Consider the following 24173-nt stretch of genomic DNA (forward strand, 5'->3'; position numbering starts at 1 on the left):
TAATTTGATTTAGTCAAAGGGTTTTTCTTTTTTTGATTTAGATCAATTTTATAATAATTGATTTTTTAGTAAACTAGATCTAATTACAACAACACGTAAATGTTGATTGAAATCATAAATCAGTTCAAAATCTCAATTTTTAAATTGTTGTTGTACTTTTGCTCATTGTTTGTAATGATAAGCGCTTGTTTCTAAAACAACAATTTTTCACTTTGATTGCTTTTCATAAGTACTTAGAAAATCTAATAACAATTGATAAAAAGATCAACCATCATTTTCAGCAAATAATGCTAAATGTGGTTCGTTTGCTAAAAGATTATTAGCAATTGGATCATTAATACCAACATAAGGAAAATTAGCACTAATAATATCAAATGAATGATGTTTTAATAAAAATTGATATCAATCAGCTTCAATTACTTTAATTGCAGTTTGATGTTGTTCACAATTAATTCGTGCATTAATACAAGCATGAGTACTAAGATCAACTGCAACTACTTCTTTTAGTTGTGGTATTGCTAATTTAGTAGTAATAGCAATAATTCCTGTTCCTGTACACAAATCTAAATAAGTATCATTTTCTAAATGATAGTTTTTAATTTGATCAATTAAAGTTTTAACAACTAATTCTGTTTCTTGTCTTGGAATAAAAACTTGATCATTAACAATAAAAAGACGATGATAAAAATAAGTTTTTTTAAAAATTCGTGCTAAAGGAATATTTTGAAGACAAACTTGATTTAAAATCGTTTGATAATCAGTTTGATTAACATCAATTGGTTGGTGCATTAATTCAACATAATCAATTAAGTTTTTGATTTTAGATGATAGAAAATACAAAATTTCTAAAGCTAATAAGGGGTCTTTATGATGTATGTGACAAAATTTTTCTGCTGCATTAATTAGTTGTAAATTAGTTTTAAGTTTCATTCCTAATTAATTGTTGTAACTTTTTAGCTTGATCATCATTAATTAATGCTTCATGGATTGGTGCTAAATTACCTAAAATCACTGAATCTAAACGGTTGAGTGTGAAATTAATCCGATGATCAGTAACACGGTTTTGAGGATAATTATAAGTGCGAATTTTTTCTGAACGATCTCCTGTACCTACTTGAGATCGCACAATATCACCTATGGCTTGATTTTGTTCATCAGTTAATTTTTGTCATAATTTTGCTCTTAACATTACCATTGCTTTTTCACGATTAGAAATTTGTGATTTGCCTTCTTGACATGCTGCAACAATTCCAGTTGGTAAATGAGTAATTCTAACAGCTGATTCTGTTTTATTAACATGTTGTCCACCAGCACCACCAGCACGAAATACATCAATTCTTAAATCAGCTGGATTAATTTTTACTTCAACTTCATCTTGTTCAGCTAAAACACTAACAGTAATTGTTGAAGTATGAACTCTACCTTTTGATTCAGTTGCAGGAACACGTTGAACCCGATGTACTCCTGATTCAAAAATCATTTTGGAATAAACATTTTCACCTGCTAAACTGAATGATAAATAAGTTGTACCAATTGCGTTTGTAACAACATCTAAAATTTGTAATTTTCAGTTATTATTAGCAGCATAACGTTTGTAAATATCAAAAAGGTCATTAACAAAAATACTAGATTCATCCCCACCAGCAGCAGGACGCATTTCAATAATGACATTTTTATTTTCATTAGGATCAGCAGGGATTAGAAGAATTTGTAATTCTTTTTCTAATTCAGGTAAATATCCTTTTAATTCTTCTAATTCAATTTGTGCTAATTCTAATAGTTCAGGATCACTTTTATTACCTTGATCAACAATCGCTTTTGCTTGATTAAAATTTTTAATGAACTGATCAAATTTTAAGAAACCATAATGAGCATTAGCAACTTGAGCAATTTTTTTGTTTAAAGAAACAATTTGATCAACATCTTGATTGATTTCACTTAATTCTGCAACAAGTTTTTCATGAGTTTCATGAATTGATTTTAGAGCATTATATAAATTAATGTTGTAATTCATAAATAAAATCTTAAATTAAAAAAACATGACTAAGCAGTAAAAAAAAATAAATACTACTTTGATCATGTTCTTATTTTTTAGTTAAAAAAATTTATTTAACTTCTAAATCTGATAGTGATTGACGTGTTTTGCGAACTGGTTTTGTTTTATTAACAGTTTTTTTAGCAATTGGTTCACTAATTTGTTTTTTACCAGCTTCAAATTTATCTAAAAGTTTTTCAGCTTTACCAGTTACTTTACCTAGTGTGTTTTTACCTAAATAAAAAGGATGGCATTGTGAACAAACTTCAACTGCCACATTAGGATTGCTAATTGTTGATAACACACTAAAACTAGATTTGCAAGCTAAACAAGTAAAAGTGACATTAGTTATTTTAGGATGAGTGTTTTTTTTCATAAAATTTTAAAGTAAAAAGAGATTAAAAATTACTAAATTAAATAATTTTAAATTGTAAAAAAATTATTTTAGTCTTAATAAATAATTATAAACTATAAAAAAATAATTTATTAATTGAATTTTTAATTAACTGATTTAATCAAAAATCATTAATTAATGTTTTTAGCTAAAATTTTTAAAATTTTTGTTGCTAATTTTTCTGCAGTAAAGTTTAGAACATTAAGAATATTTTGACCAGGTGCAGATAAACCATAACGATCAACACCTCAAACATAACGAGCGTATTTACGTCAATTAGCAGTCGCACCTAATTCAATACTAAAAGTAAAACGATGATTTAAAATTGATTTACGATATTCAACATCTTGTTGATCAAACAATTTGTGACACCAGAAAGAAATTACTTGAACTGTAACATTTTTATTTTCTAAAAATTCAGCAACAGCAATTGCTAATTCAACTTCACTACCTGTAGCAAATAAAACAACTTGAGGTTGAGTATGAGCTGAACCATAAATAACATATGCACCTTTTTTAACTAAATCAATTTCTGCAGATAAAATTTTAAATGGTGCTCTTGAAGTTGTAATCACAACTGGAGCAGCAGTTTTCTGATCTAATCATAATTCTAAAGCAACCGCTGCTTCAATAGCATTACATGGACGAGCAACATAAATGTTAGGGGTTGCTCTTAACATTGCTAATTGTTCAATTGGCTGATGGGTTGGTCCATCTTCACCAACTGTTAGTGAATCGTGAGAAAAAATCGTTAAAGTATTAAGATGATTAATTGCACCAAGTCTTAAACCTGCTTTTAAATAATCAACAAATGCTAAAAAGGTTGATCCAGCAGCTAAAATACCACCATGAGCACTAATACCATTATTGATGGCTTGCATGGCAAATTCTCTTACACCAACATTTCAGTTAGGTGCAGTATGATCTGAAGCATTAGCATATGGTTGGTTTTTATGAATAATTTTAGTTGATGTTGATAAATCAGCATTTAAAGTAATTAAAGTTGGATTAACTTGAGTTGCTAATTGATAAACATCACCCATAATATTACGACTAGCTTCTTTATTGTATGATAAAGTTGCAGCTTGATCAATAAATGATAAATCAAATTGATTTTTTAAAATTTTAGTAATTAAATCTGCTTGTTCAGGGTTTTTAGTTTTAAATAATTCTAAGCGAGTTAGAAATTGTTGATGATGTTCTTGACTGCGTTGGTGTAAATCATTAAAAGCATCATAAACTTCTTGATCATAAGTAAATGGTTCAGTAGTATATTTTAAAGTTTTACGTAATGATTCAATTTCACTAGCTGATAATGGCGCACCATGAACTGCTGAAGAATTAGCTTTAGCAGAAAAATTACCAATAATTGTTTTCACTTCAATGATACTAGGACGATTAGATTTTTTAGCAGCAATAATTGCTTTATTAATTGCTCCTAAATCTTCACCATCAGCTACAAAATGATAATCAAAATTTAATGATTCAAAATATTTTTGATGATCAATGTTTTCAGTGGCATTAGTATAACCATCTAATTGAACATTATTAGAATCATAAATTAAAATCAGTTTTGATAATTGATAAAAACCAGCAACTGCTAATGCTTCATGAAAAACACCTTCTTGAAAACAACCATCACCAAATAAACAATAAGTGTAATGATCAACTACACTTTGATCATTAACTTTAAACATTGCACTTAAATGTGCTTCAGCAATTGCAAAACCTACTGCTGATGCTACGCCTTGTCCTAATGGACCAGTAGTTAATTCAACTCCTGTTAAAAGATTACGTTCGGGATGACCAGCAAAAATAGAATTGAGTTGACGAAAAGAACTTAAATCTTTAACATTAACATTAGGCATTTTAATTGCAGCAAATAAAGCATAAAGTAAAGCACTACCATGACCGGCTGATAAAATAAAACGATCACGATTAAAATAATTAGGATCACTAACATCAAAATTTAAATGATTGGCAAATAAAGTTGTTAGTAGTGGTCCTGCACCTAAAACAATTCCTGGATGACCTGAATTAGCAACGCCAACTGCTTCTACACCAGTAATTCGAATCGCGTTAATTGCTTTTTTTAAATTAGTATTCATAAATTATTCTTATTATTAATTGTTAAATATATTACAATCCTTTTCCAAAATTAAAAATTTAAACTTTATTGATTAATTGTCAAAAACGTTGCTAATTTAATTTATTAATATATATGCAGTTTATTAAATTAAACTTAAAAATAATTATTTTTAATAATATTTATTGAATTTTAATAATAATTAATTGTTAAAATTCAACTTAAATTTAATATTAATAAAACTTCAATCAATAATTATAATATATTTTAATAATCAATTAATTTATTTTAAAACTATTAAAAAAGATCTTATTTAATTTATCACAATATTATTATTGATTTAATTAGAATTAAATTTTCTAAAATTTTAATCATTAATAATTAAATAACAAAAATTAAAAAAATAATTTTATCATTTTTGTTTTGAAAAAATATATGAACGATTTAGCAAAAAATAAAAAAATTAAAAATCAAAAAAATTTTCATATTTTTATAGAAAATTTTACTAATCCAAAACCAATCGTAATTAGTTTTAAATCACAAAATGAAATTAATCAAATTATTGATTACTTGAAAAACCATGATCAAGTTATAAATTGTGGACCAAAGGGTAATATTCAAGAACAATTTAATTTTGCTAAAGTTTATATTAATTTTTACTATAACAGTAAAAAAATGATGCTTCAAAAAGCTAATCCATCTCAATTTAATTTAAAAAAATTATTTAAATTGTTTCCTAATTGAGTTTTAGAACGATATTTTCTAAATCATACTGAAAATCAAATAATCAATTCTGAAAACAAACAAATTCAAATTGAACCAAAAGAAAAAATTACTGTTAATAAAAATGTTATAAAAATGGTTCAATCAGAAAAAAAACCACTAAATTATTTTTATTTAGGTGGTGATGAATCAGGTAAGGGTGAATTATTAGGTAATTTAACTGTTGCTGTTTGTTGTTGTGATCAAAATAGTTTAGATCAATTATTAGAATCGAAATTAATTATTGATTCAAAAAAACTTTCTAAAAAAAATATTCAAAAAAGTTTTTTGAAAATAACAACAATCCTAAAAGCAACATCATATGTTGTCTGATCTTTAGAAATGGAAAAATATAATCAATATTATAATTTATTTCAAAATCAAAATATTTTACTAACTTATATGTATTCAATTGCTTGATTGAAATTACGTCATCAAATTATTAGTCAAAATCAAAAATTAATTGCTCGATTTGATCAAAGTGAAAAAATTATTGATGCATTTACTAGTAGTAAAAATTTTGAAAAATACATTAATCAAATTCATGAGTCATTTAAATATGATTCAATTAAATCAAAATATTATGATCATATTAGTCAATTTTGATTTGAACCACTAAAACCAGTTAGTTATTTTAAATTAGTTGAAAAAGCTGAAACAAAATATCCCATTGTAGCAACTGCATCAATTTTGGCGCGAATGGAATTTTTAAAAAAATGAAATGCCATTTGAAATCCAATTGAAAATTTATTAGAAAAATCAATTACTAAAGGTTCAGCAATTCAGCAAAAAGAAGTTAATCAAATAATAAAAATAATTCAACAACAAAACCCTAATTTATCTTTAAATGATATTATCAAAAAATATCTTAAAATTCATTTTAAAATCAAACAATTTTAATTAAAAATTTTCTAATAATAAATAATATTTATGATATAATCAAAATTTTAAGTTGGTGTTTATAAGTTATTTTTTATAATAGTATTAATAAAATAATTTTTAAAAATTAATAAATGATAACTTATTAACTAATGTTAAATAGTGTTAAAAATATTACTAATTTTCAGTTATTATTTTTTAACTTTATTAATTAAATTTTAGTATTTAATTTATTTATTTTTAAAAATACTAAACAAGATTTTAACGTTTCAATAAACTGGATCATAAATTCAATTAATTTGAATTAAATGCTTAAAGTTTTAAATCATAAAAATAAATTCTAAAATTAAAAATCATTTTTTTAGTTATATCAATAAGATTAATTTTAATTTAGAAAATATTCATCAATAATTTAGCAAAAAACAAAAAAGTTAAAAAATCAAATAATTATGAAAAAAATAAAAATTAATTTTAAATCTAAAGATGAAATTAATCAAGTCATTTCTCATTTAAAAAAGAATAATGAAATTGCAAATCTTGGATCAATACCAAAAAGTTCTATTGAAAAAAGATTTAAATGAAATAAAAATAAAGTTTATATTGATTTTTTAAAAAATTATAAAATGGAAATTCTAAATGTTTCTGATTTAGATCAATTATTTAAAATATTTCCTAATTTAGTTTCAGAAAGATATTATTCAAATCAAACAGAAAATCAATCATCTAAACTAAAAAATAGTCAAAATAAAAATCAATCAACAAAAAAGAAAAAAGAGAGAAAATCAAAAGAAATAATTCTTGTTTTAAAATCTCAAGATGAAGCTAATCAAATTATTAATCATCTTAAAAATCACAAAGATATTTTAAATCATAAATCCAAAAATACGATTCAAGGAAAATTTCAATATAAAAAAATTCATATTATTTTTTATTCTGATTTGAAAATGATAATCCAAAATGTTAAGAAAAATCAAGCTGATTTAAATGGTTTATTCAAAACATTTCCTACTTGATTTTTTGAAAAATATTATTTTAATTCAAAAGAAAATAAAATATTAGAAATTGAAAATGCTCTAATTAAAAATGATCTGAAAGAAAATGAATTAACAAATACAAAAAATGAAGAAAATGATCAAGTCAAAAATCAGATAGAAAAACCATCAGTTGAAATAAAAAATGAAGAAGTTAAAAAAATAAAAGATTTGAACATTTTTCAAAAAAATTTTATTAATTCAAAAACAATAAAAATTGTTCTAAAATCTCAAGAAGACATTAATGAAATCATTTTTTATCTTAAAAATCAAAAAAATAATGCTATATTAAATCCTAAATTAAAATCAAATTCAGATATTAGAGAACAATTTAAATTTAAATCATTTTGTATTAAATTTTTTAAGAAAAATAATAACATCTTAATTGAAAATATTTCTTTAAATGAAACCAATTTAAAAAAATTATCTGAAATATTTCCTAATTGGTTTTTTGAAAAATATTATTTTGATCCAAAAGAAAATAAAAAATTAGAAATTAAAAATCATCTAATTAATAGTGTTCTAAAAGAAAATGAACTAACAAATACAAAAAATCAATCAGTCAAACTAAAAAGTGATCGAAATAGTGGAAATAAAAATCTACAACCAAAAAGAAAAAGAAAAACAAAAAAGAAAAAAGAAAACAAAAATGACAATAATGCCAAACCAATAAAACTAGTTTTTAATTCTCAAGATGAAGTTAATCAAATTGTTAATCATCTTAAAAATCAAAAAGATGTTTTAAATCATGAACCTCAAAACATTATCCAAGGACAATTTCAATATAATAAAATTCAAATTATTTTTTATTCTAATTTGAGAATGGTAATTCAAAATATTGATCCAGATCAACTCGATTTAAATCGATTATTTAAAAAATTTCCTAATTTAGTTTTAGAAAAATATTATTTAACTCAAAAAGAAAATCAATTATTTGAAACAAAAAATGATCAAGTCAAAAATCAATCAATAAAAAAGAGAAAAGAGAAAGAATTAAAAGAAATAATAATAATTTTAAAATCTCAAGATGAAGTTAATCAAGTAATTAATCATCTTAAAAATCAAAAAGATTTTTTATATAAAGAACCTAATAAATCTAACAAACCTAAAAATAATATTCAAGGACAATTTCAATACAATAAAATTCAAATAATTTTTTATTCTGATTTAAAAATGATGATTGAAAATATTGAAAAGAACCAATCTGATTTAAATCAATTATTAAAAATATTTCCTAATTGATTTTTTGAAAAATATTATTTTGATCAAGAAGAAAATAAAATATTAGAACTTAAAAACAACCAAAAAGAAAATCAAATAACAAATACAGAAATTGATCAAGTTAAAAACCAATTGATATTAACAGAAAAAAATTATGAGGAAAATCAATTGCCAAAAATTAAAACTGAATTAATAAAAAATGATCAAAACGAATATCAATTAATAGAAATTGAATATGGACAAAAAACAGTAGATTGTTTTTATTTGGGTGGGGATGAATCTGGAAAAAGTGAATGATCAACTAATTTAACTGTTGCTGTTTGTTGTTGTGATCAAACTACTTTAAATCAATTAGAAAAATCTAAATTAATTACTGATTCTAAAAAAATTGCTAAATGAAATTTTCAAGAAAGTCATGACCATTTAGAAACAATTTTAGATAAAAAATGATATTTTGTATGATCATTAGAAATGGAAAAATATAATCAATATTATGATTTGTTTCGCAATCAAGAGATTTTATTAACTTATATGTATTCGATTGCTTGATTAAAATTACGAAATAAAATCATTAGTGAAAATCAAGAATTAGCTATTATATTTGATCAAAGTAAAAAAATTATTGATGCATTTACTACTAGTGAAAATTTTCAAAAATATATTGATCATATCCATCAAATATTTAGATGTAATTCAACTAAATCAAAATATTATGATCATATTAGTGATTTTTGATTTGAACCACTAAAACCAGCTAATTATTTTGAATTTGTAATAGAAGCTGAAACAAAACATAAAATTGTAGCAGCTGCATCAATTTTAGCGAAAATGGAAGTTGAAAAAAAATTAGAAACAACATGAAATCTTTGTTGAAAATTTATTGACAAATCAATTACTAAAGGATCAGTAATTTTATGAGAAGATTTTAATCAAATAATAAAAATAATTCAGCAACAAAAACCAAATTTATCTCAAAACGATATTATTCAAAAATATTTCAAAAACCATTTTAAAATTAAGTATTTTTAATCAAATGTTTTTTTAATAGTAAATGAGATTATAAACAAAATAATTTTTTAAATTAATATTTATCAATCGTATAAATATGTTACAATAGATTTGAAAAATTAAAAATTATAACTTATTAACTAATCTCAAATAATGTTAAAAATATTGCTATTTTTTAATTAATATTTTTTAACTTTATTAAATTAAATTTTAGTATTTTATTTTTTTTAAAAAATACTAAACAAAATTTTAATATTTATAAGCAATCTTATAATTCAGTTAATTTGAATTATGTATTTAATGTTTCATGTCTAATAATTCTAAAATTAAAAATTATTTTTAATTTTATGGTAAAAATCAATTTTAATTTTCCTTTAGAAAGTATTCATGAATAATTCAACAAAAAATGAAGAATCCAAAAAAATAAAAAATTTTAATATTTTTGAAAAAAATTTTATTAATTCAAAAACAATCAGAATGACTTTAGAATCTCAAGAAGATATTAATAAAATCATTTCTTATCTTAAAAATCAAAAAGATAATGGTGTATTAAATTCTCAATTAAAACCAAATTCAGGCATTAGAGAACAATTTAAATTTAAATCATTTTGTATTAAATTTTTTAAACAAAATAATAACTTATTAATTGAAAATATTACTTTAAATGAAGCTGATTTAAAAAAAATATCTGAAATATTTCCTAATTGGTTTTTTGAAAAATATTGTTTTCAATCAAAAGAAAATGTAATAGTAGAAACTAAAAACGATCAAAAAGAAAATGAATTAGCAGATATAAAAACTGAAGAAATTCAAAAATCAGATAATTGAAAATTAACAATGATTTTCAATTCTCAAGATGAAGTTAATCAAATTATTTCTCATTTAAAAAATAATAAAGAAATTTCATATTCTGGATCAGTACCAAAAATTTTTAAATGAAATAAAAATAAGATTTGTATTAATTTTTGTAACAATCATAAAATGGTAATTGAAAATATTAATCAAAATCAATTTAATTTAGATCAATTATTCAAAATATTTCCTAATTGAGTATTAGAAAGATATTATTCAAATCAAATAGAAAAACCATCTACTGAAATAAAAAATGAAGAAGTTAGAAAATTTAATAATATAAAACATATAAAAATTATTTTTAAATCTCAAGATGAAGTTAATCAAATCATTTCTCATTTAAAAAATAATAAAGAGATTTCAGATCTTGGACCACTACCAAAAAGTTTTATTCAAAAAAGATTTAAATGAAATAAAAATAATGTTTATATTAATTTTTGTAACAATTATAAAATGCTGATTGAAAATATTAATCAAAATCAATTTAATTTAGATCAATTATTTAAAATATTTCCTAATTGAGTTGCAGAAAGATATTATTCAAATCAAACAGCACAACCATCTACTGAAATAAAGGGTGTTAAAATAAAAACTGAGGAAACTCAAAAATCAAATAATTGAAAATTAACAATGATTTTTAGTTCTCAAGATGAAATTAATCAAATTATTTATCATTTAAAAAATGATTGTTATACAAACAGTAATTATGAAATCTTAAGTTATAAACCAATACCAGAAAATAATATTCAAGAACAATTTGAATTAATTGATTCTAATAAATCTAAAATTCAAATTAATTTTTATGAAAACAATAATAAAATGATAATTGAAAATGTCAATCAAAATCAATCTGATCTAAATCAATTATTCAAAAAATTTCCTAATTGAGTTTCAGATAAATATTACCATTTTAGTTTAAATCAAACAAAAAAACCATCAGTTGAAATAAAAAATAATAAGGTTGAAAATTCATTACCAAAAATTAAAAATGAATTAATAAAAAAGAATCAAAACGAAAATCAATTAGTAGAAATTAAAGACGAGCAAGAAAAATTAAATCATTTCTATATAGGTTGTGATGAATCAGGGAAGGGAGAATGATCAACTAATTTAACTATTGCTGTTTGTTGTTGTGATAAAAGTACTTTAAATGAATTAAAAAAATCTAAATTAATTACTGATTCTAAAAAAATTGCTAAAGAAAATTTTCAAGAAACTTATCTAAAACTAACAACAATTTTAGATAAAAAATCATATGTCGTTGCACCATTAAGCATGGAAAAATATAATCAATATTATGATTTATTTCGCAATCAAGACATTTTATTAACTTATTTGTATTCGATTGCTATATTAAAATTACGAAATAAAATTGTTGGTCAAAATCAAGAATTAGGAATTAAATTTGATCAAAGTGAAAAAATTATTGATGCATTTACCACTAGGGCAAATTTCCAAGAATACATTAATCAAATTCATCAAATATTTAGATACGATCCAATTAAATTAAAACATTATGATGATATTAGTGATTATTGATTTGAACCATTAAAACCAGCAAGTTATTTTAAATTTGTTGAAAAAGCTGAAACACAACATAAATCAGTAGCAGCTGCATCAATTTTAGCAAAATGAGAAGTTGAACAAAAATGAATTGAAACTTGAAATCCAATTGAAACTTTATTACCAAAACCAAGTATTAAAGGTTCAACAATTTCACGAAAAGATTTTAATAATATTATCAAAATATTTCAACAACAAAAACCTAATTTATCTCGAAGTGATATTATTCAAAAACATTTTAAAAGTCATTTTAAAATTAAATAATTTTATTTTTTTACAATTAAACTAACAATCATTATTGATCAAGAAAATTAGTTAATGCAACTAAATAAGCATCAAAATCAATTGATCATGGAATATGACCATTATCTTTTAAACAAACTTTTTGTGCTTGTGGTAATAAACTTTGATAATATGGTCAGATTGCTGCTGTATTAATAACTTTATCAAATTCACCATAAATTAATAAAAACGGGCATTTAATTTTTTTAATTCCCATTTCAATAATTTCAACATTTTCAGTCAACATTAAACTTGGTCCTAAAGTTTTAAAACCAATTGCATATAGTGAATCGCCATTAATTAATTCAATTCATTTTTTAGTTTCTTTAACAGTTTTTGGATTTGATAAACCACGATGAAAATCATATTCAAAATTTTTTGATGCTATTACAAAATCATCAAATGATTTAGGAAAGAAAACTGGATATAATTGTGGGCCAATTGCTTGAATCGTTTTATTAACTGGACCAATCATAACTACTTTTGCAATTAAATCTAAATTAATTTGATTGCAAACTAAAGCACTAACTGCTCCACCCATAGAATGACCAATTAAAATAATTTTTGTTAATTTTTTTAACTTAATAAATTCAACAACAATTCTAGCATAAACATGAATACTAAAATCAGCAATACTTTTAGCTACATTTAAACCATGACCAGGAAAGTCTAAAGAATAATAATCATAATCTAATAATTTAGCTTGAACTGGCAAATGAATTTGCATATCACTAGAAAAACCATGCAAAAAAATAATTGTTCCTTTAGGTTTTAATGCATGATATTCAAAATAATGAATCAAATGATCAAAAATCTGAATTTTTTTTATCATTAACTTAATTTTTCTTGATTTAAAATTAATTGTTCTAACAAAATTTAAAAAAAATAATTAATTTAATTCTAACAATAAATTAAGAAAGTAATTATTTACATTTAATTATAATGTCAAATTAAAAATTTATTTTAGGCAATAAAAATTAGATTAATTTTTTAATTATTTAATAACTAAAATCACAAAGAAAGAGAAAATAAGTTTTGATTCAAACTATTAAACAAATGATTAATGAGGCAATTAATAAAAATCATTATCAATTAAATCAAGTAATTAAACTAGAAAAAAATAAAAAAATTGCCTTTGGTGATTTTAGTACTAATGTTGCTATGATTATTGCACAATCAACAAAAGAAGATGTTGAACAAATTGCTGCAACATTAATTAAAGATTTAAGTAAACATCAAATTTTTAGTAAAATAACATTTGCTCAACCAGGTTTTATTAATTTCACATTAAATTTAGATCATTTAGTTCATTTTGCTAAAACAGTTCAAATTCAAAAAGATCATTTTGGTTTTCAACCAAAAAAAGCATTAGCATATTTAGTTGAACTAATTTCTGCTAATCCAACTGGTTTATTACATGTTGGTCATGCGCGTAATGGTATTTATAGTGATGTTTTAGTTCGTTTATTAAGAGTTAATGGACATGTTGTATTAACTGAATATTTAATTAATGATAGTGGTAATCAAATTAAAAATTTGATTAAATCAGTTTATTATCGTTATTTACAATTATTAAATCAAAAAGTATCATTAGATGAAAATAGTTATCATGGTGCTGAAATTATTGAATGTGCTCAAGCGTTTTATCAACAATATCAAAATCAGTATTTAAATCAACAACCTGAATTACTAGAAGATTTTGCAATTAATTTTTTTATGGATCAAATTAAGCGTGATTTAGCACAATGTAACATTGCCATTGAAACTTATTTTTCTGAAAAAAAGATGGATCAAAATCATGAAATTAAAGCTGTTTTTCAACAATTTCAAAATGATATTTATCAAAAAGATCAAGCAACATGATTTGCTAGTTCTAAATATTTGGGAATTAGTAAAGATGAAGTTTTAATTAAATCTGATCAAACAATTACTTATTATGCTAAAGATTTAGCATATCATTTAAACAAATTAAACCGAATTAAAAAAATTAGTCCAAAATATCAACTCATTAATGTTTGAGGTGCTGATCATCATGGTCATGTTTTAAGAATACGAGCATTTTTAAAAGCGATTAATGAAGATCAAAATGTAATTTTTTTAATTACTCAATTAGTACGCTTAATTAAAGATAATCAAGAAGTGAAAATGTCCAAACGTTCTGGTAAATCATTATTATTAAAAGACATTTTCAGTCTTCTAGGACAAGCAGAATTACGTTGGTTTTTAGTAAGTCAATCAATTAATTCTCACATTGATATTAATTTAAACATTGTTGGTCAAAAATCAAGTAATAATCCAGTATATTATGTGCTTTATGCTTATGCACGAATTTGACAAATTATTCATAAAGTGCCAAATTATCAGTTTGAACCAGAAAAGTTTAATTTACTAACAACGACAATTGAACGTGAAATGATTAATCAATTATATTGTTATGAAACAACAATCATTCAAGCAGGACAAACTTTTGAACCATATCATATTTGTAATTACTTATATGATTTAGCAAAATTATTACATAGTTTTTATAATCAAAATCCGATTTTAAATTTAAATGATCTACAATTAAAAAAACAACGATTAGATTTAATTTATCTTGTCCAACAAATTATTCATAATGGATTAAATATTTTAGGAATCCAACATTATGATCGAATGGATTTTTTAGAAAAACAATTTGATCAAGAAAATAAAAAATTAGTTTAATAAACTAAAAGATTTATAATTAATAAATTAGTGTTTTTATCAAAGAACAATAAAAAAATTTATAAGGATGTGACTATTTTGGGAACGATTTAATTAATGGCTTGAAGCTAAGAAATGTTTACACATTCTTTATTGATAACATCAATCAATTTTATTTTGATTACACACAAAAATTAAAAAATCGCAATATTAGTTTTTTTCATCATAAAACTACTGTTGAATTAGATAGTGAGCAAATTTATTTTAACTTGAACGTTAAAATTTTGCACGCAATTAAAACCTTACTTAATAATTCTTTACTAAGAATTAGTCGTAAAATCGCAGAACAAAATACATCAATTTTTCTTTTTGAAAATAATTGGTGTATTTTTGAGTATGAAAAAATTAATGATTTTAAAATTATTGGTCATAAAAACTTTAACCGCCAATATAATTTTGAAATCAAAATTAATCCTACTAGTTATGTTTATCATTATGCTCAAAAAATTCAATTATCATTTTATTTAGATGAAAAAAATCAAATGGTTTCTGGTGGTTTTTCTGTTAACTGGGGTGAAGTTAGTCAAATTGAACAAAGTTTTAATCAAATTACTAATCAAATTTTTTTAAATGATGTTTGCAATACTTTTATTAGCAAAGAAATTGTTAATATTTCAATTAATAAAATCATTGAATTAATTGAAGAAAAAGATACACCTAAAAAATCTGGTAAATATCCTTCATTATTTGCTAAATGATTAAAATTGTTAGAACAACGTTATCCACTCCAATTTGATCAAATGATCAAAACTAAACAAGCACATAAGTGATATTTTTCATTACTAATTATTTTGTCAGCTAATTTAATGATGTATGAAGATTTGCGCAAATTTTTTCAAAACAAACGACCGATTGCTATTATTAATAAAATTACTAAACATAAATTTCAACCATTAATTATTAAAAACGAAAATAATAAAATTAATCCTAAAAAAGATTGAATTGCTGTTGTTAAAATTATAAGGCAATTTTATTCAAGTACTTTTAATGTTAAAGATGTGAAAAACTTAGAAGATATTGAAAGTATTGTTGAAACTGCATGAACTAAAAGTGAAGATAAATCTTTTTTACTTCCAGTTCCATCATATGAAATTACTCGTAAATCAACCCAAAGTTTTATTGATGAAGAACAACATATTTTTTTAAATAATAATAATTTCAAAATTTTTTTTCTATTAACTATGGCACCAAGTTTGTTTGGTTTAAATGAAGATAGTGATCGTAATATTAGTTATGAAAAATTTATTGAAAAAATCAACCATTTAAATGATGATATTTTATTTGAAGAAACTTTAGCAGATTATGTAGAACAAAACATTTGTGAATGAAATTATGATTATGCTGGTTTTGTTAATAAAAATTTAGTGACATTAATTATTAAAAATGAAAATCCTACCATATTCACCCAATCAGGTTTAGATGTTGTTGATGTTAACTTAACGATTTTTAATAATTATTTTTGAGCAATGATTTACACTCAAGCACGATTTTGAAAATTAACAGTTTTTGAAGAGCAATACAATCAAATTTATAATCAAGATCCTAGTAAATTAAGAACGATTTTATATGAACTCAATAAGCTTAAATTTGACTGAAATGATGATTTTTATAATATGAAAGAAATTAGAAAATTAGTTAAACGTTATGTTGCTAATAATAATTTTGAAAAATATTTAAATTTATTAATTAATCGTGTTAATCGTAAGGATCATAGTTATGGCAAAAGTAAAGAACGCAATACTTCTCATTTTGCTTTAATTACTGCAGCAATTTTTGGTTTATTAGATTTTTTTACCACAATTTATTCAATTTTACCAGTCAGTCAGGCAAAAGCGAACGAATTATCAGTTGATGGTTTAATTTTTATTATTATCGGCTCGATCTTATCATTAGTTTTAATTATCACCTTCTTTATAATTTGATACAAATTTTATTGAAGAAAAAAAATTTTAATTTGAAAGAATAAAAAAAATGGATAATTTTGAAAACACTACAATTAAACGATTAAAACTAAAAGAAATTTTTCCTTTTTATATTTCTGATATTAATGATAAATTTTTCATTAGTTTAAACAATCATCCTAATAAAACTTTTACCCAAAAAGTTTTACCAGTTTTAATGAAAAATTTAAAAGAAGAAGATATTGAAGAATTAAATTCATTAGATAATTTAACTAAAGCTGAAAAAATTAAATTAATGTTAAATTTAACTTTAAAAAAAATTATTGCTAAAACTAATGGTTCTAAATTTAAGTTTTTCAAAGCCCAATCAAATTTAAATAATAATCCAATTTATATTGATTATATGCACAATTATAATCAAGAAGGCAGTAATCAAGACGAATTTAGTCAAATTGAACGACGTTACAATTTTTTTATTGATATTGATAATCAATCTTATTTACATAAATACATTCAACAAATTCAATTATCATTTTATTTAGATGAAGATAATGAAATTTTATCTGGTGGGTTTTCACTAAACTATGAAACGCATGAAAACATTAGTTTTGCTGATTCAGTTCAAAAAATTTATTTAAGAACATTGATTCGCAATTTTATTCTCAAACAATTATATCCAATGTCATTAGATAATATTTTTGAATTAATTAAAAATTATTGTCCTGAAAAAACTAAAATTAATAAAAAATCAAAAACTAATCGATTGCAATTTGTCAACATTACTGTTAATGATATTAAAAATTGTTGAATTGATTTAATTGATAAAAAATACTTAAATTATATTAATGTTGATGAAACAGTAAAAAAACATTTTCATGATGATTTATTTTTTGCAATTATGACAACAACATTTGTTATTTTGTCATTATATGAAGAATTAAGAATTTATTTTACTAGTGAAAGTCCTGAAATTATTTTAGGCTTATTAAACAAACCAGAAATTTTTGAAGAACAATCTGATCCTAATCCTGAATCTGATTTTTTATCTTTATCAAAATTTTTAGTACAAAATTATTTCAGTCAAAAAAGTAAGATTGACATTCAAAAAGTTAAAACAACTGAAGAATTAATTGAAATTGCTGCTTGAGCAAATGCTAAAAAAGGTTATGAATCTTTTGGTTTTCCTTTACCAGTTTATGAATTTTTGGATGATCAAAATAAAATCTTAATTTCTGCTGATAGTTTTTTTAAAGAAAATGACAAAATGAAATTGTTCTATTTAATGACAATATCACCTGAATTATTTGGAATGGATGAAGATTCTGGTCATTTTATTGAATATGGTCAACTATTAAATGTGCTTGCAACTAATAAATTCACTTCTAAAAACATGCCATTATTTTATGAAAAAGTCCAAAAAACTAATTGTGAACTAAATTATAATTTTGCAACATATCTTAATGAAAAAACGATGTTGATTTTAAAAAACGAAAAAGTTCATGTTTATCATGATTATTTTTGAGCTCAAATTTATGCCCAATCAATTAACTGAATTCGTAAGGACATTGAATTTGATTTTGATAATGATCTAAATCCTAAAAAAAATAGTTTGTTATATCAAGAAAAAATTAATACTTTAGAAAACTTAATTTTTGACTGACAAGATGAATTTTATGGCATTAGTCAAATTAAGCATATTGTTTATAAAATTGATGAAATTAATAATTTAAAAACTTCGATTCAATTATTAATTGAAAGAATTAATGAAAAAGATCATATTTATAAAAAAGATATTGAACGAAGCATTTTAATTTTTGCTTTCACTATAGCAGCATTAATTGGTTTTAATAATTTTTTTGGCATGATTTATACTATATTATCTGTTGGTCAAGATGTTAATTTACCAACTGCTAATATTATCACAATTGCTTTTTCAGCAATTTTAGCTTGTATTTTAGTTGGTCTATTAAGTTGATACTTAATTCGTTTTTTTCGCAACAAAAAATATGTCAAAAACAAAAAAGGATCAATTGTTTAATTTTTATCACCAAATAATTGGGGTTTGATTTAGTTTTTGTAAAATTAAATTAATCGCTTTAAAAATTGGGGTTTTAAAAAAAGAAATTTGTGCTGATAATGGTGAAGGGTGAGAACAGAAAATTTTATATTTAGCATTAAAACAATTAGTTAAAATCATTTTTTGTGCAAAATTGCCCCAACCAACATAAATTAAATTAGGATGATATTGTGCGCAAAATTGCATTAAATGATTACTAAATTCAGCTCATAAATAACTATGACTATTAGGTCGATTAGTAATTACTGATAATGCTGTATTAATTAAAAAAACACCTTGAACAGCTCATTTTTTCAAATCAAGTCATGAAATCATTTCTCTTTTATATTCTTGACTTAATTTTTTAATAATATTTTTTAATGATCCAGGAACAGTAGAAGAAGAATTAATTGCAAATGCTAAACCAATTGCTGTTTTTGGTGTAGGATAAGGATCTTGTCCTAAAATCATTACTTTCATTGTTTCAATTGGTGTTAATTCAAAAGCTAAAAACAAATTAGTGATTTCTGGACTAACATTTTCTTTACTATAAGCTTGACTTAAATTATTGATCAGTTTAATTCATCATCTTGTTGTAATAATTTGATTAAAAAAACTTTTTCAACCATCACTTAATTTGTTAATTCTAGTAGTAATTATTTGAATAATTTGATCATGATTGTTCATTACTTAACCTATTTGATAATTGTTAAATTAATTTTAATCAATAAATTTATGGAATCATTAACTAATTCTCTTAATCATTGTAATTAATTATTAGTTTTTAATTATTAAGTTTAAAATTTATTTATAATTTATTATTTTAAGTTAATTAATCAATTTAACCAATTAACATTTAATCAAAAAAAGAGGAAAAAATAATGGATCCAAAAAATTTTTTTGTTAGTAACACAAAATATCAATTAGATGATATTGTTGAATGTGAACAAATTAAATTAGGATTTAGTAATGAAATTTATCGTCTTAAAACGAAAAATAACAAAAATTTTCAAGTTCGTTTTGGTTTAAACAATGATATTATTTTTCGCGATAATGAAAAAGCGATTTTAAAAATTATTAATGATCATACTTATTTGTATTATGATCTTAAAACTGGTAATAGTATTCGCAAATGAATTGAAGGTCGTAATCCAATAACTAGTGATTTAGACATTAATTTTTTAAAAAAACTAGTAGAAAAAGTTGAAATCATTCATCAAGCAGACATTAGTGTTAATGCTGCAAAAAAAATTAGAACTCATGATAATTATATTTTTGAAAAATTTATCGATCAACGTTTAGATCCAAAATATTATCAAAAATATTTAGAATTAGTTAAGTTGTATGAAAATTTACCAAAATGTTTATCACACAATGATTTAAGTTTATTAAATCTAATCTATAATGAAACAACTAAAGATATTACCATTATTGATTATGAATGAGGTAGAATTAATAACTATTATTGGGATTATGCTAATTTTGTACGTGATTGTGATTTAGATTTAGAACTAGCAACTTGATTAGCTAATTTTGCCAAACTAGAATGAAAAATTCTTAGAGACCATATTTTTATTGTAACTTGTTTTGCATGTCAATGATCAATGAGTATGGAACCAACTTCAGGTATTAATGCTTATTTAGCAAAATCTTTAAAATTATTAGAAAAGTATTATCAAAAGTTTTATAAATCAAAGAAAAAAAATAATTCAGTTATTTTTAAACCTAAATTTAAAACTTTTGTTTAAATTAATAAAGTTAATTATGAAATTAAAAATTAAGAGCAATCCTTTAGTATTATGAATTTGATTAACAATATTTGTTATTGTTCCAATTATTGTTTTTTATCTTTGTTTTGGTGAAATTAATTTATTAAATACTAATTGAATTATTGCTAAACAGCAAAATACCCCCTACTTAACTTTTCCTGTTAATAAAAGTAGTTTTAGTAATAATTATTTTTCATGAGTTGCTAATTTACCAAAACAATATCATGAATATTTCACAAACAATTTTTCTAACTATCAAAATCAGTACTATATCAATAATGTTTTAACAATTAATAATCAAGTTCAAAAAACTGATCTTTTAGCAACCTTTTTTTATCCTTTTGCCACAGTTCAAGTTTTACCATTATTAATTTTTTTAACTTTTCTGTTTATTTATTTAACTTTATTAGGAATGTATCATTTCATTTGCAAAATCTTCTTAAAAGAACCAATTCTAAAAACTGATAGTTATGTTTTTTTAGTTGCTTTTTGATTTGTTGGTCTAATTTGATTTTATTCAGGTGCATTTCCTGGATTTGCTAATGGTTCGAATTTAGTATGATATGTCATTATCATTCGCATCATAATTATTTTATTAGCAATTTATTTTGGTTTTAAACTACCGTTTCTTCTATTTAATTATTTAAACCGTAATTTAAATGAAGTAGTTTATTTAAATAATTTAGAAGAATTTAAAGCCGAATTAGAAGAAGAAAAAATTGATCAAAAAACCAATTTGCAACATCAGAAAAAATGATCTAATTTTATTAAATTAAGAAAATAGTTTATGAATCAGCAATTTATTGATGTTTGCATTTTAAAACTACAAGCTGGTAATGGGGGTAATGGTGCTTTAGCATGAAGAAGAGAAGCACATTATCCACAAGGTGGACCTTTTGGGGGTAATGGTGGTAATGGTGGAGATATTGTGATTGTTGGTGATCAAAATTTAAATAATTTGTTTCATTTACGTCATCTGAAAACTATTAAAGCTGATAATGGTGTTAATGGTGCAACTAAAATTCAACATGGTGCTAATGGAGCAAATAAAATTATTAAAGTGCCTTGTGGTACAGTTGTTATTGATTTAGCAACTAATGAAAAAATTTGTGATATTGTTTTTCACCAACAATCACAAAAATTATGTCAAGGTGGTAAAGGTGGTAGGGGTAATTTTTATTTTAAATCAGCTACTAATCAAGCACCATCATTATATGAACGTGGTGATTTAGGTGAAACTTTAAATGTTAAATTAGAAATTCAATCAATTGCTGATGTTGGTTTATTTGGTTTTCCAAATGCAGGTAAATCAACTTTTTTATCACAAATTTCAAATGCTAAACCAAAAATTGCTGCTTATCCTTTTACAACATTAGAACCAGTATTAGGATTAGTTGAACATCATCAAGAAAAATTAGTTTTTGCTGATATTCCTGGTTTAATTGAAAATGCTGCACAAGGTTGTGGTTTAGGTCATGATTTTCTCAAACACTTAAACCGTTGTAAAATATTAATTCATTTAATTGCGACTGATAATGAATTAGATTTAGTAACTAGTTATCAAATCATTAGTAAGGAAATTGCTCAATACTCTTCTTTATTAGCTAATAAACCAACAATTATTGCAATTAATAAAATTGATTTAGGTTTTGATCAAAAACAGTATGAACAACTAATCACTCTTAGTAAAAAAAATGTTTTTTTAATTAGTAGTGAAAAGCAAACTAATTTTCAATCATTATTAGATTGTGTGTTTCAAACTTTTAAACAATTACAACAACAAATTGAGCAAAAAGTTTTAGAAATTAATAATACAATTAGCAAACAAGAAGAAAAAATTGATTTAAAAATTATCAAAAATGAATCAGGATGATCAATTCAACACCCTCATATTGCCTATTGAATTCATAAAATTCCCCAAAACACAATTGATAATCGCTTACGTTTAAAACAAAAATTAGCTAAATATCAAATTGAAACTAAATTATTAGCATTAGGTGCTAAAAAAAATGATCAAATTTTTGCTTATGGTTTAACATGAAGTTTTTTAACTAATAATGATTATTAGTTTAATCATTTATAATTATCTAATGTTAAATATCATTAATCAATTAATTAATAAAATTAAAAATTATCGTTGATAAGTTGGAAAGAATAAATAACAAATGTATTATTTTAAATTTGCTGACATCGGTGAAGGTTTACATGAAGGAAAAGTAACTAAAATTCTTGTAAAAGTCGGTGATACAGTTAAAGATGGTGAGCCTTTATTTGAAGTTGAAACTGATAAAGTAACTTCAGAAATTACTGCACCAATTAGTGGTAAAATTCATGAAATTAAAATTACTGTTGATCAAACAATTCATGTTGGTGAAGTTGCTTTTATTATTGATGATGGATCAAATTCTCAAACTGATGATCAAGCAATAGAAGCAAAAACTTCTAGTGAACAACTTAAATCACAATCTGTTCAACAACAGAAAATAATGACAATTACACAAGAAACTAATACTACTGCAAGTGATTTAGCAACTAATGTTAGTCAACAAGCACTAACTTCTGATTTTAGTCAAATTAAAATTTCATCACTTGCTAGAAAAATTGCTTTAGCTGAAGCAATTGATTTAACTAATATTAAAGGAACTGGTCCTCAAAATCGCATTATAGTAGCTGATTTGAAACGAAGTGAACTAGTTATTGAAAAACCAGTTATAACTGAAACAGTTGCATCAAAACAAATTATAAAATCTGAACCATTAGTGACACTTAATAAAACATTCAGTCGCACTAGACAAATGACTAAAGAACGTCAAAAAGTAACTTCAGTTCAAATAGCAAATGGTTTAAACTGAAAAAATTCTTGAGAAAATGTCGCTTATGTCACTCAAGTAGTTGAAGTAGATGTGACTAATTTATTAGCATTAATTGCTAAACATCAAAAAATTGTCAAAATGAGAACAGGAATTGAATTAAATAATTTAGCTTTTGTTGCAAAAGCAACATCATTAGCTTTATTAGATTTTCCGATCTTTACTAGCACATATGATTCTAAAACTCAAGAATTAGTTTATCCTGAAACACTAAATTTAGGCATTGCTGTTGAAAGTCCTAATGGTTTAATTGTACCTAATATTAAAAACGCACAAACCCTATCAGTTTATCAATTAAATCAAAAAATTGAACAATTCAAAATCCAAGCGCAAAATCAACAATTAAGTGAAGATAGTATGGTTAATGGTCATTTTACTATTACTGATTATAGTTGTTATCATGCTATTTTTGGAGTTCCGATTGTTAAATTTCCAGAAATTGCCATTTTAGCAGTTGGTTCAGTGTTTCATCGTTTTGGACATGATCAAAAAGAACACTATTACATTTATTTAACTGTAGGTGCAGATCATCGTTTTGTTGATGGAGCAACAATTGCTAATTTTGCAACAAGAATTAAAAATTATTTAGAAAACCCTTTTTTATTAGCGGTTTTCTAAACTAATCACCAAACAAAATAATAAAAATACTCCTTATTAATTAATCAACAAGTAAGGAGTATTTTTTATTGTTAAAGATGAAATAATATTAAAAATAATTT

At 23.0% G+C, this 24173-nt stretch carries 16 protein-coding genes; 10 read left to right on the forward strand and 6 right to left on the reverse strand.

Annotated elements, in window-relative coordinates:
- Positions 1 to 48 precede the first annotated feature (48 nt).
- From MCAV_RS02995 to MCAV_RS03010, 4 genes are all read right to left on the reverse strand, one after another.
- The gene (locus tag MCAV_RS02995) at positions 49 to 930 is read right to left on the reverse strand and encodes a N5-glutamine methyltransferase family protein (RefSeq protein ID WP_391591644.1); all 882 of its coding nucleotides are present in this window, start codon (positions 928 to 930) and stop codon (positions 49 to 51) included.
- Positions 920 to 2014 (reverse strand): peptide chain release factor 1, encoded by a 1095-nt coding sequence (gene prfA / locus MCAV_RS03000; RefSeq protein WP_391591645.1) that lies wholly within the window; start codon positions 2012 to 2014, stop codon positions 920 to 922. Before prfA ends, MCAV_RS02995 begins: the two co-directional genes overlap by 11 nt.
- A gap of 91 nt (positions 2015 to 2105) precedes the next feature.
- Positions 2106 to 2411 (reverse strand): 50S ribosomal protein L31, encoded by a 306-nt coding sequence (gene rpmE / locus MCAV_RS03005; protein WP_391591646.1) that lies wholly within the window; start codon positions 2409 to 2411, stop codon positions 2106 to 2108.
- Positions 2412 to 2560: 149 nt separating this feature from the next.
- Positions 2561 to 4537 carry a transketolase C-terminal domain-containing protein gene (locus MCAV_RS03010; RefSeq protein WP_391591647.1) on the reverse strand — a complete coding sequence of 659 codons (1977 nt, stop codon included), beginning with the start codon at positions 4535 to 4537 and terminating at the stop codon, positions 2561 to 2563.
- Between the two features lie 413 nt (positions 4538 to 4950).
- Here MCAV_RS03010 and MCAV_RS03015 point away from each other — a divergent pair, with 413 nt between their 5' ends.
- From MCAV_RS03015 to MCAV_RS03025, 3 genes are all read left to right on the forward strand, one after another.
- Positions 4951 to 6177 (forward strand): hypothetical protein, encoded by a 1227-nt coding sequence (locus tag MCAV_RS03015; RefSeq protein WP_391591648.1) that lies wholly within the window; start codon positions 4951 to 4953, stop codon positions 6175 to 6177.
- Positions 6178 to 6605: 428 nt separating this feature from the next.
- Positions 6606 to 9437 carry a hypothetical protein gene (locus MCAV_RS03020; protein ID WP_391591649.1) on the forward strand — a complete coding sequence of 944 codons (2832 nt, stop codon included), beginning with the start codon at positions 6606 to 6608 and terminating at the stop codon, positions 9435 to 9437.
- A 366-nt stretch (positions 9438 to 9803) separates the two neighbouring features.
- Positions 9804 to 12095: a hypothetical protein gene (locus MCAV_RS03025; RefSeq protein WP_391591650.1), complete on the forward strand. Its 2292-nt coding sequence runs from the start codon at positions 9804 to 9806 to the stop codon at positions 12093 to 12095.
- Positions 12096 to 12126: 31 nt separating this feature from the next.
- Here MCAV_RS03025 and MCAV_RS03030 read toward each other — a convergent pair whose 3' ends face one another.
- The gene (locus MCAV_RS03030) at positions 12127 to 12945 is read right to left on the reverse strand and encodes an alpha/beta fold hydrolase (RefSeq protein WP_391591651.1); all 819 of its coding nucleotides are present in this window, start codon (positions 12943 to 12945) and stop codon (positions 12127 to 12129) included.
- Between the two features lie 203 nt (positions 12946 to 13148).
- On the opposite strand from MCAV_RS03030, the gene argS reads away from it, so the two are divergent.
- The 3 genes from argS to MCAV_RS03045 all read left to right on the forward strand — a co-directional run bounded on the left by argS (position 13149) and on the right by MCAV_RS03045 (position 18797).
- A complete protein-coding gene (gene argS / locus MCAV_RS03035; protein WP_391591652.1) occupies positions 13149 to 14819 on the forward strand; it encodes an arginine--tRNA ligase in 1671 nt (556 codons plus the stop codon).
- A 101-nt stretch (positions 14820 to 14920) separates the two neighbouring features.
- Entirely contained in the window at positions 14921 to 16837 is a 1917-nt protein-coding gene (locus MCAV_RS03040; protein ID WP_391591653.1) for an MPN338 family protein, read from the forward strand.
- Positions 16830 to 18797 carry an MPN338 family protein gene (locus tag MCAV_RS03045; protein WP_391591654.1) on the forward strand — a complete coding sequence of 656 codons (1968 nt, stop codon included), beginning with the start codon at positions 16830 to 16832 and terminating at the stop codon, positions 18795 to 18797. Before MCAV_RS03040 ends, MCAV_RS03045 begins: the two co-directional genes overlap by 8 nt.
- A 3-nt stretch (positions 18798 to 18800) precedes the next feature.
- Here the strand turns inward: MCAV_RS03045 and MCAV_RS03050 are convergent, their stop codons facing one another.
- Positions 18801 to 19502, reverse strand: coding sequence for a uracil-DNA glycosylase (locus tag MCAV_RS03050; protein ID WP_391591655.1), 702 nt, complete (start codon positions 19500 to 19502; stop codon positions 18801 to 18803).
- A 194-nt stretch (positions 19503 to 19696) separates the two neighbouring features.
- On the opposite strand from MCAV_RS03050, the gene MCAV_RS03055 reads away from it, so the two are divergent.
- From MCAV_RS03055 to MCAV_RS03070, 4 genes are all read left to right on the forward strand, one after another.
- Positions 19697 to 20563: a phosphotransferase gene (locus MCAV_RS03055; RefSeq protein ID WP_391591656.1), complete on the forward strand. Its 867-nt coding sequence runs from the start codon at positions 19697 to 19699 to the stop codon at positions 20561 to 20563.
- A 16-nt stretch (positions 20564 to 20579) separates the two neighbouring features.
- Complete coding sequence (locus MCAV_RS03060) at positions 20580 to 21368, forward strand: hypothetical protein (protein WP_391591657.1); 789 nt, start codon at positions 20580 to 20582, stop codon at positions 21366 to 21368.
- 3 nt (positions 21369 to 21371) lie between these two features.
- Positions 21372 to 22652, forward strand: a complete 1281-nt coding sequence (obgE, locus tag MCAV_RS03065; RefSeq protein ID WP_391591658.1) for a GTPase ObgE — start codon at positions 21372 to 21374, stop codon at positions 22650 to 22652.
- A 97-nt stretch (positions 22653 to 22749) separates the two neighbouring features.
- Positions 22750 to 24072, forward strand: coding sequence for a dihydrolipoamide acetyltransferase family protein (locus MCAV_RS03070; RefSeq protein WP_391591659.1), 1323 nt, complete (start codon positions 22750 to 22752; stop codon positions 24070 to 24072).
- Positions 24073 to 24173: the final 101 nt, after the last annotated feature.

Source organism: [Mycoplasma] cavipharyngis, from assembly GCF_042984175.1.
GTDB classification, from domain to species: domain Bacteria; phylum Bacillota_I; class Bacilli_A; order Mycoplasmatales; family Mycoplasmoidaceae; genus Mycoplasma_N; species Mycoplasma_N cavipharyngis.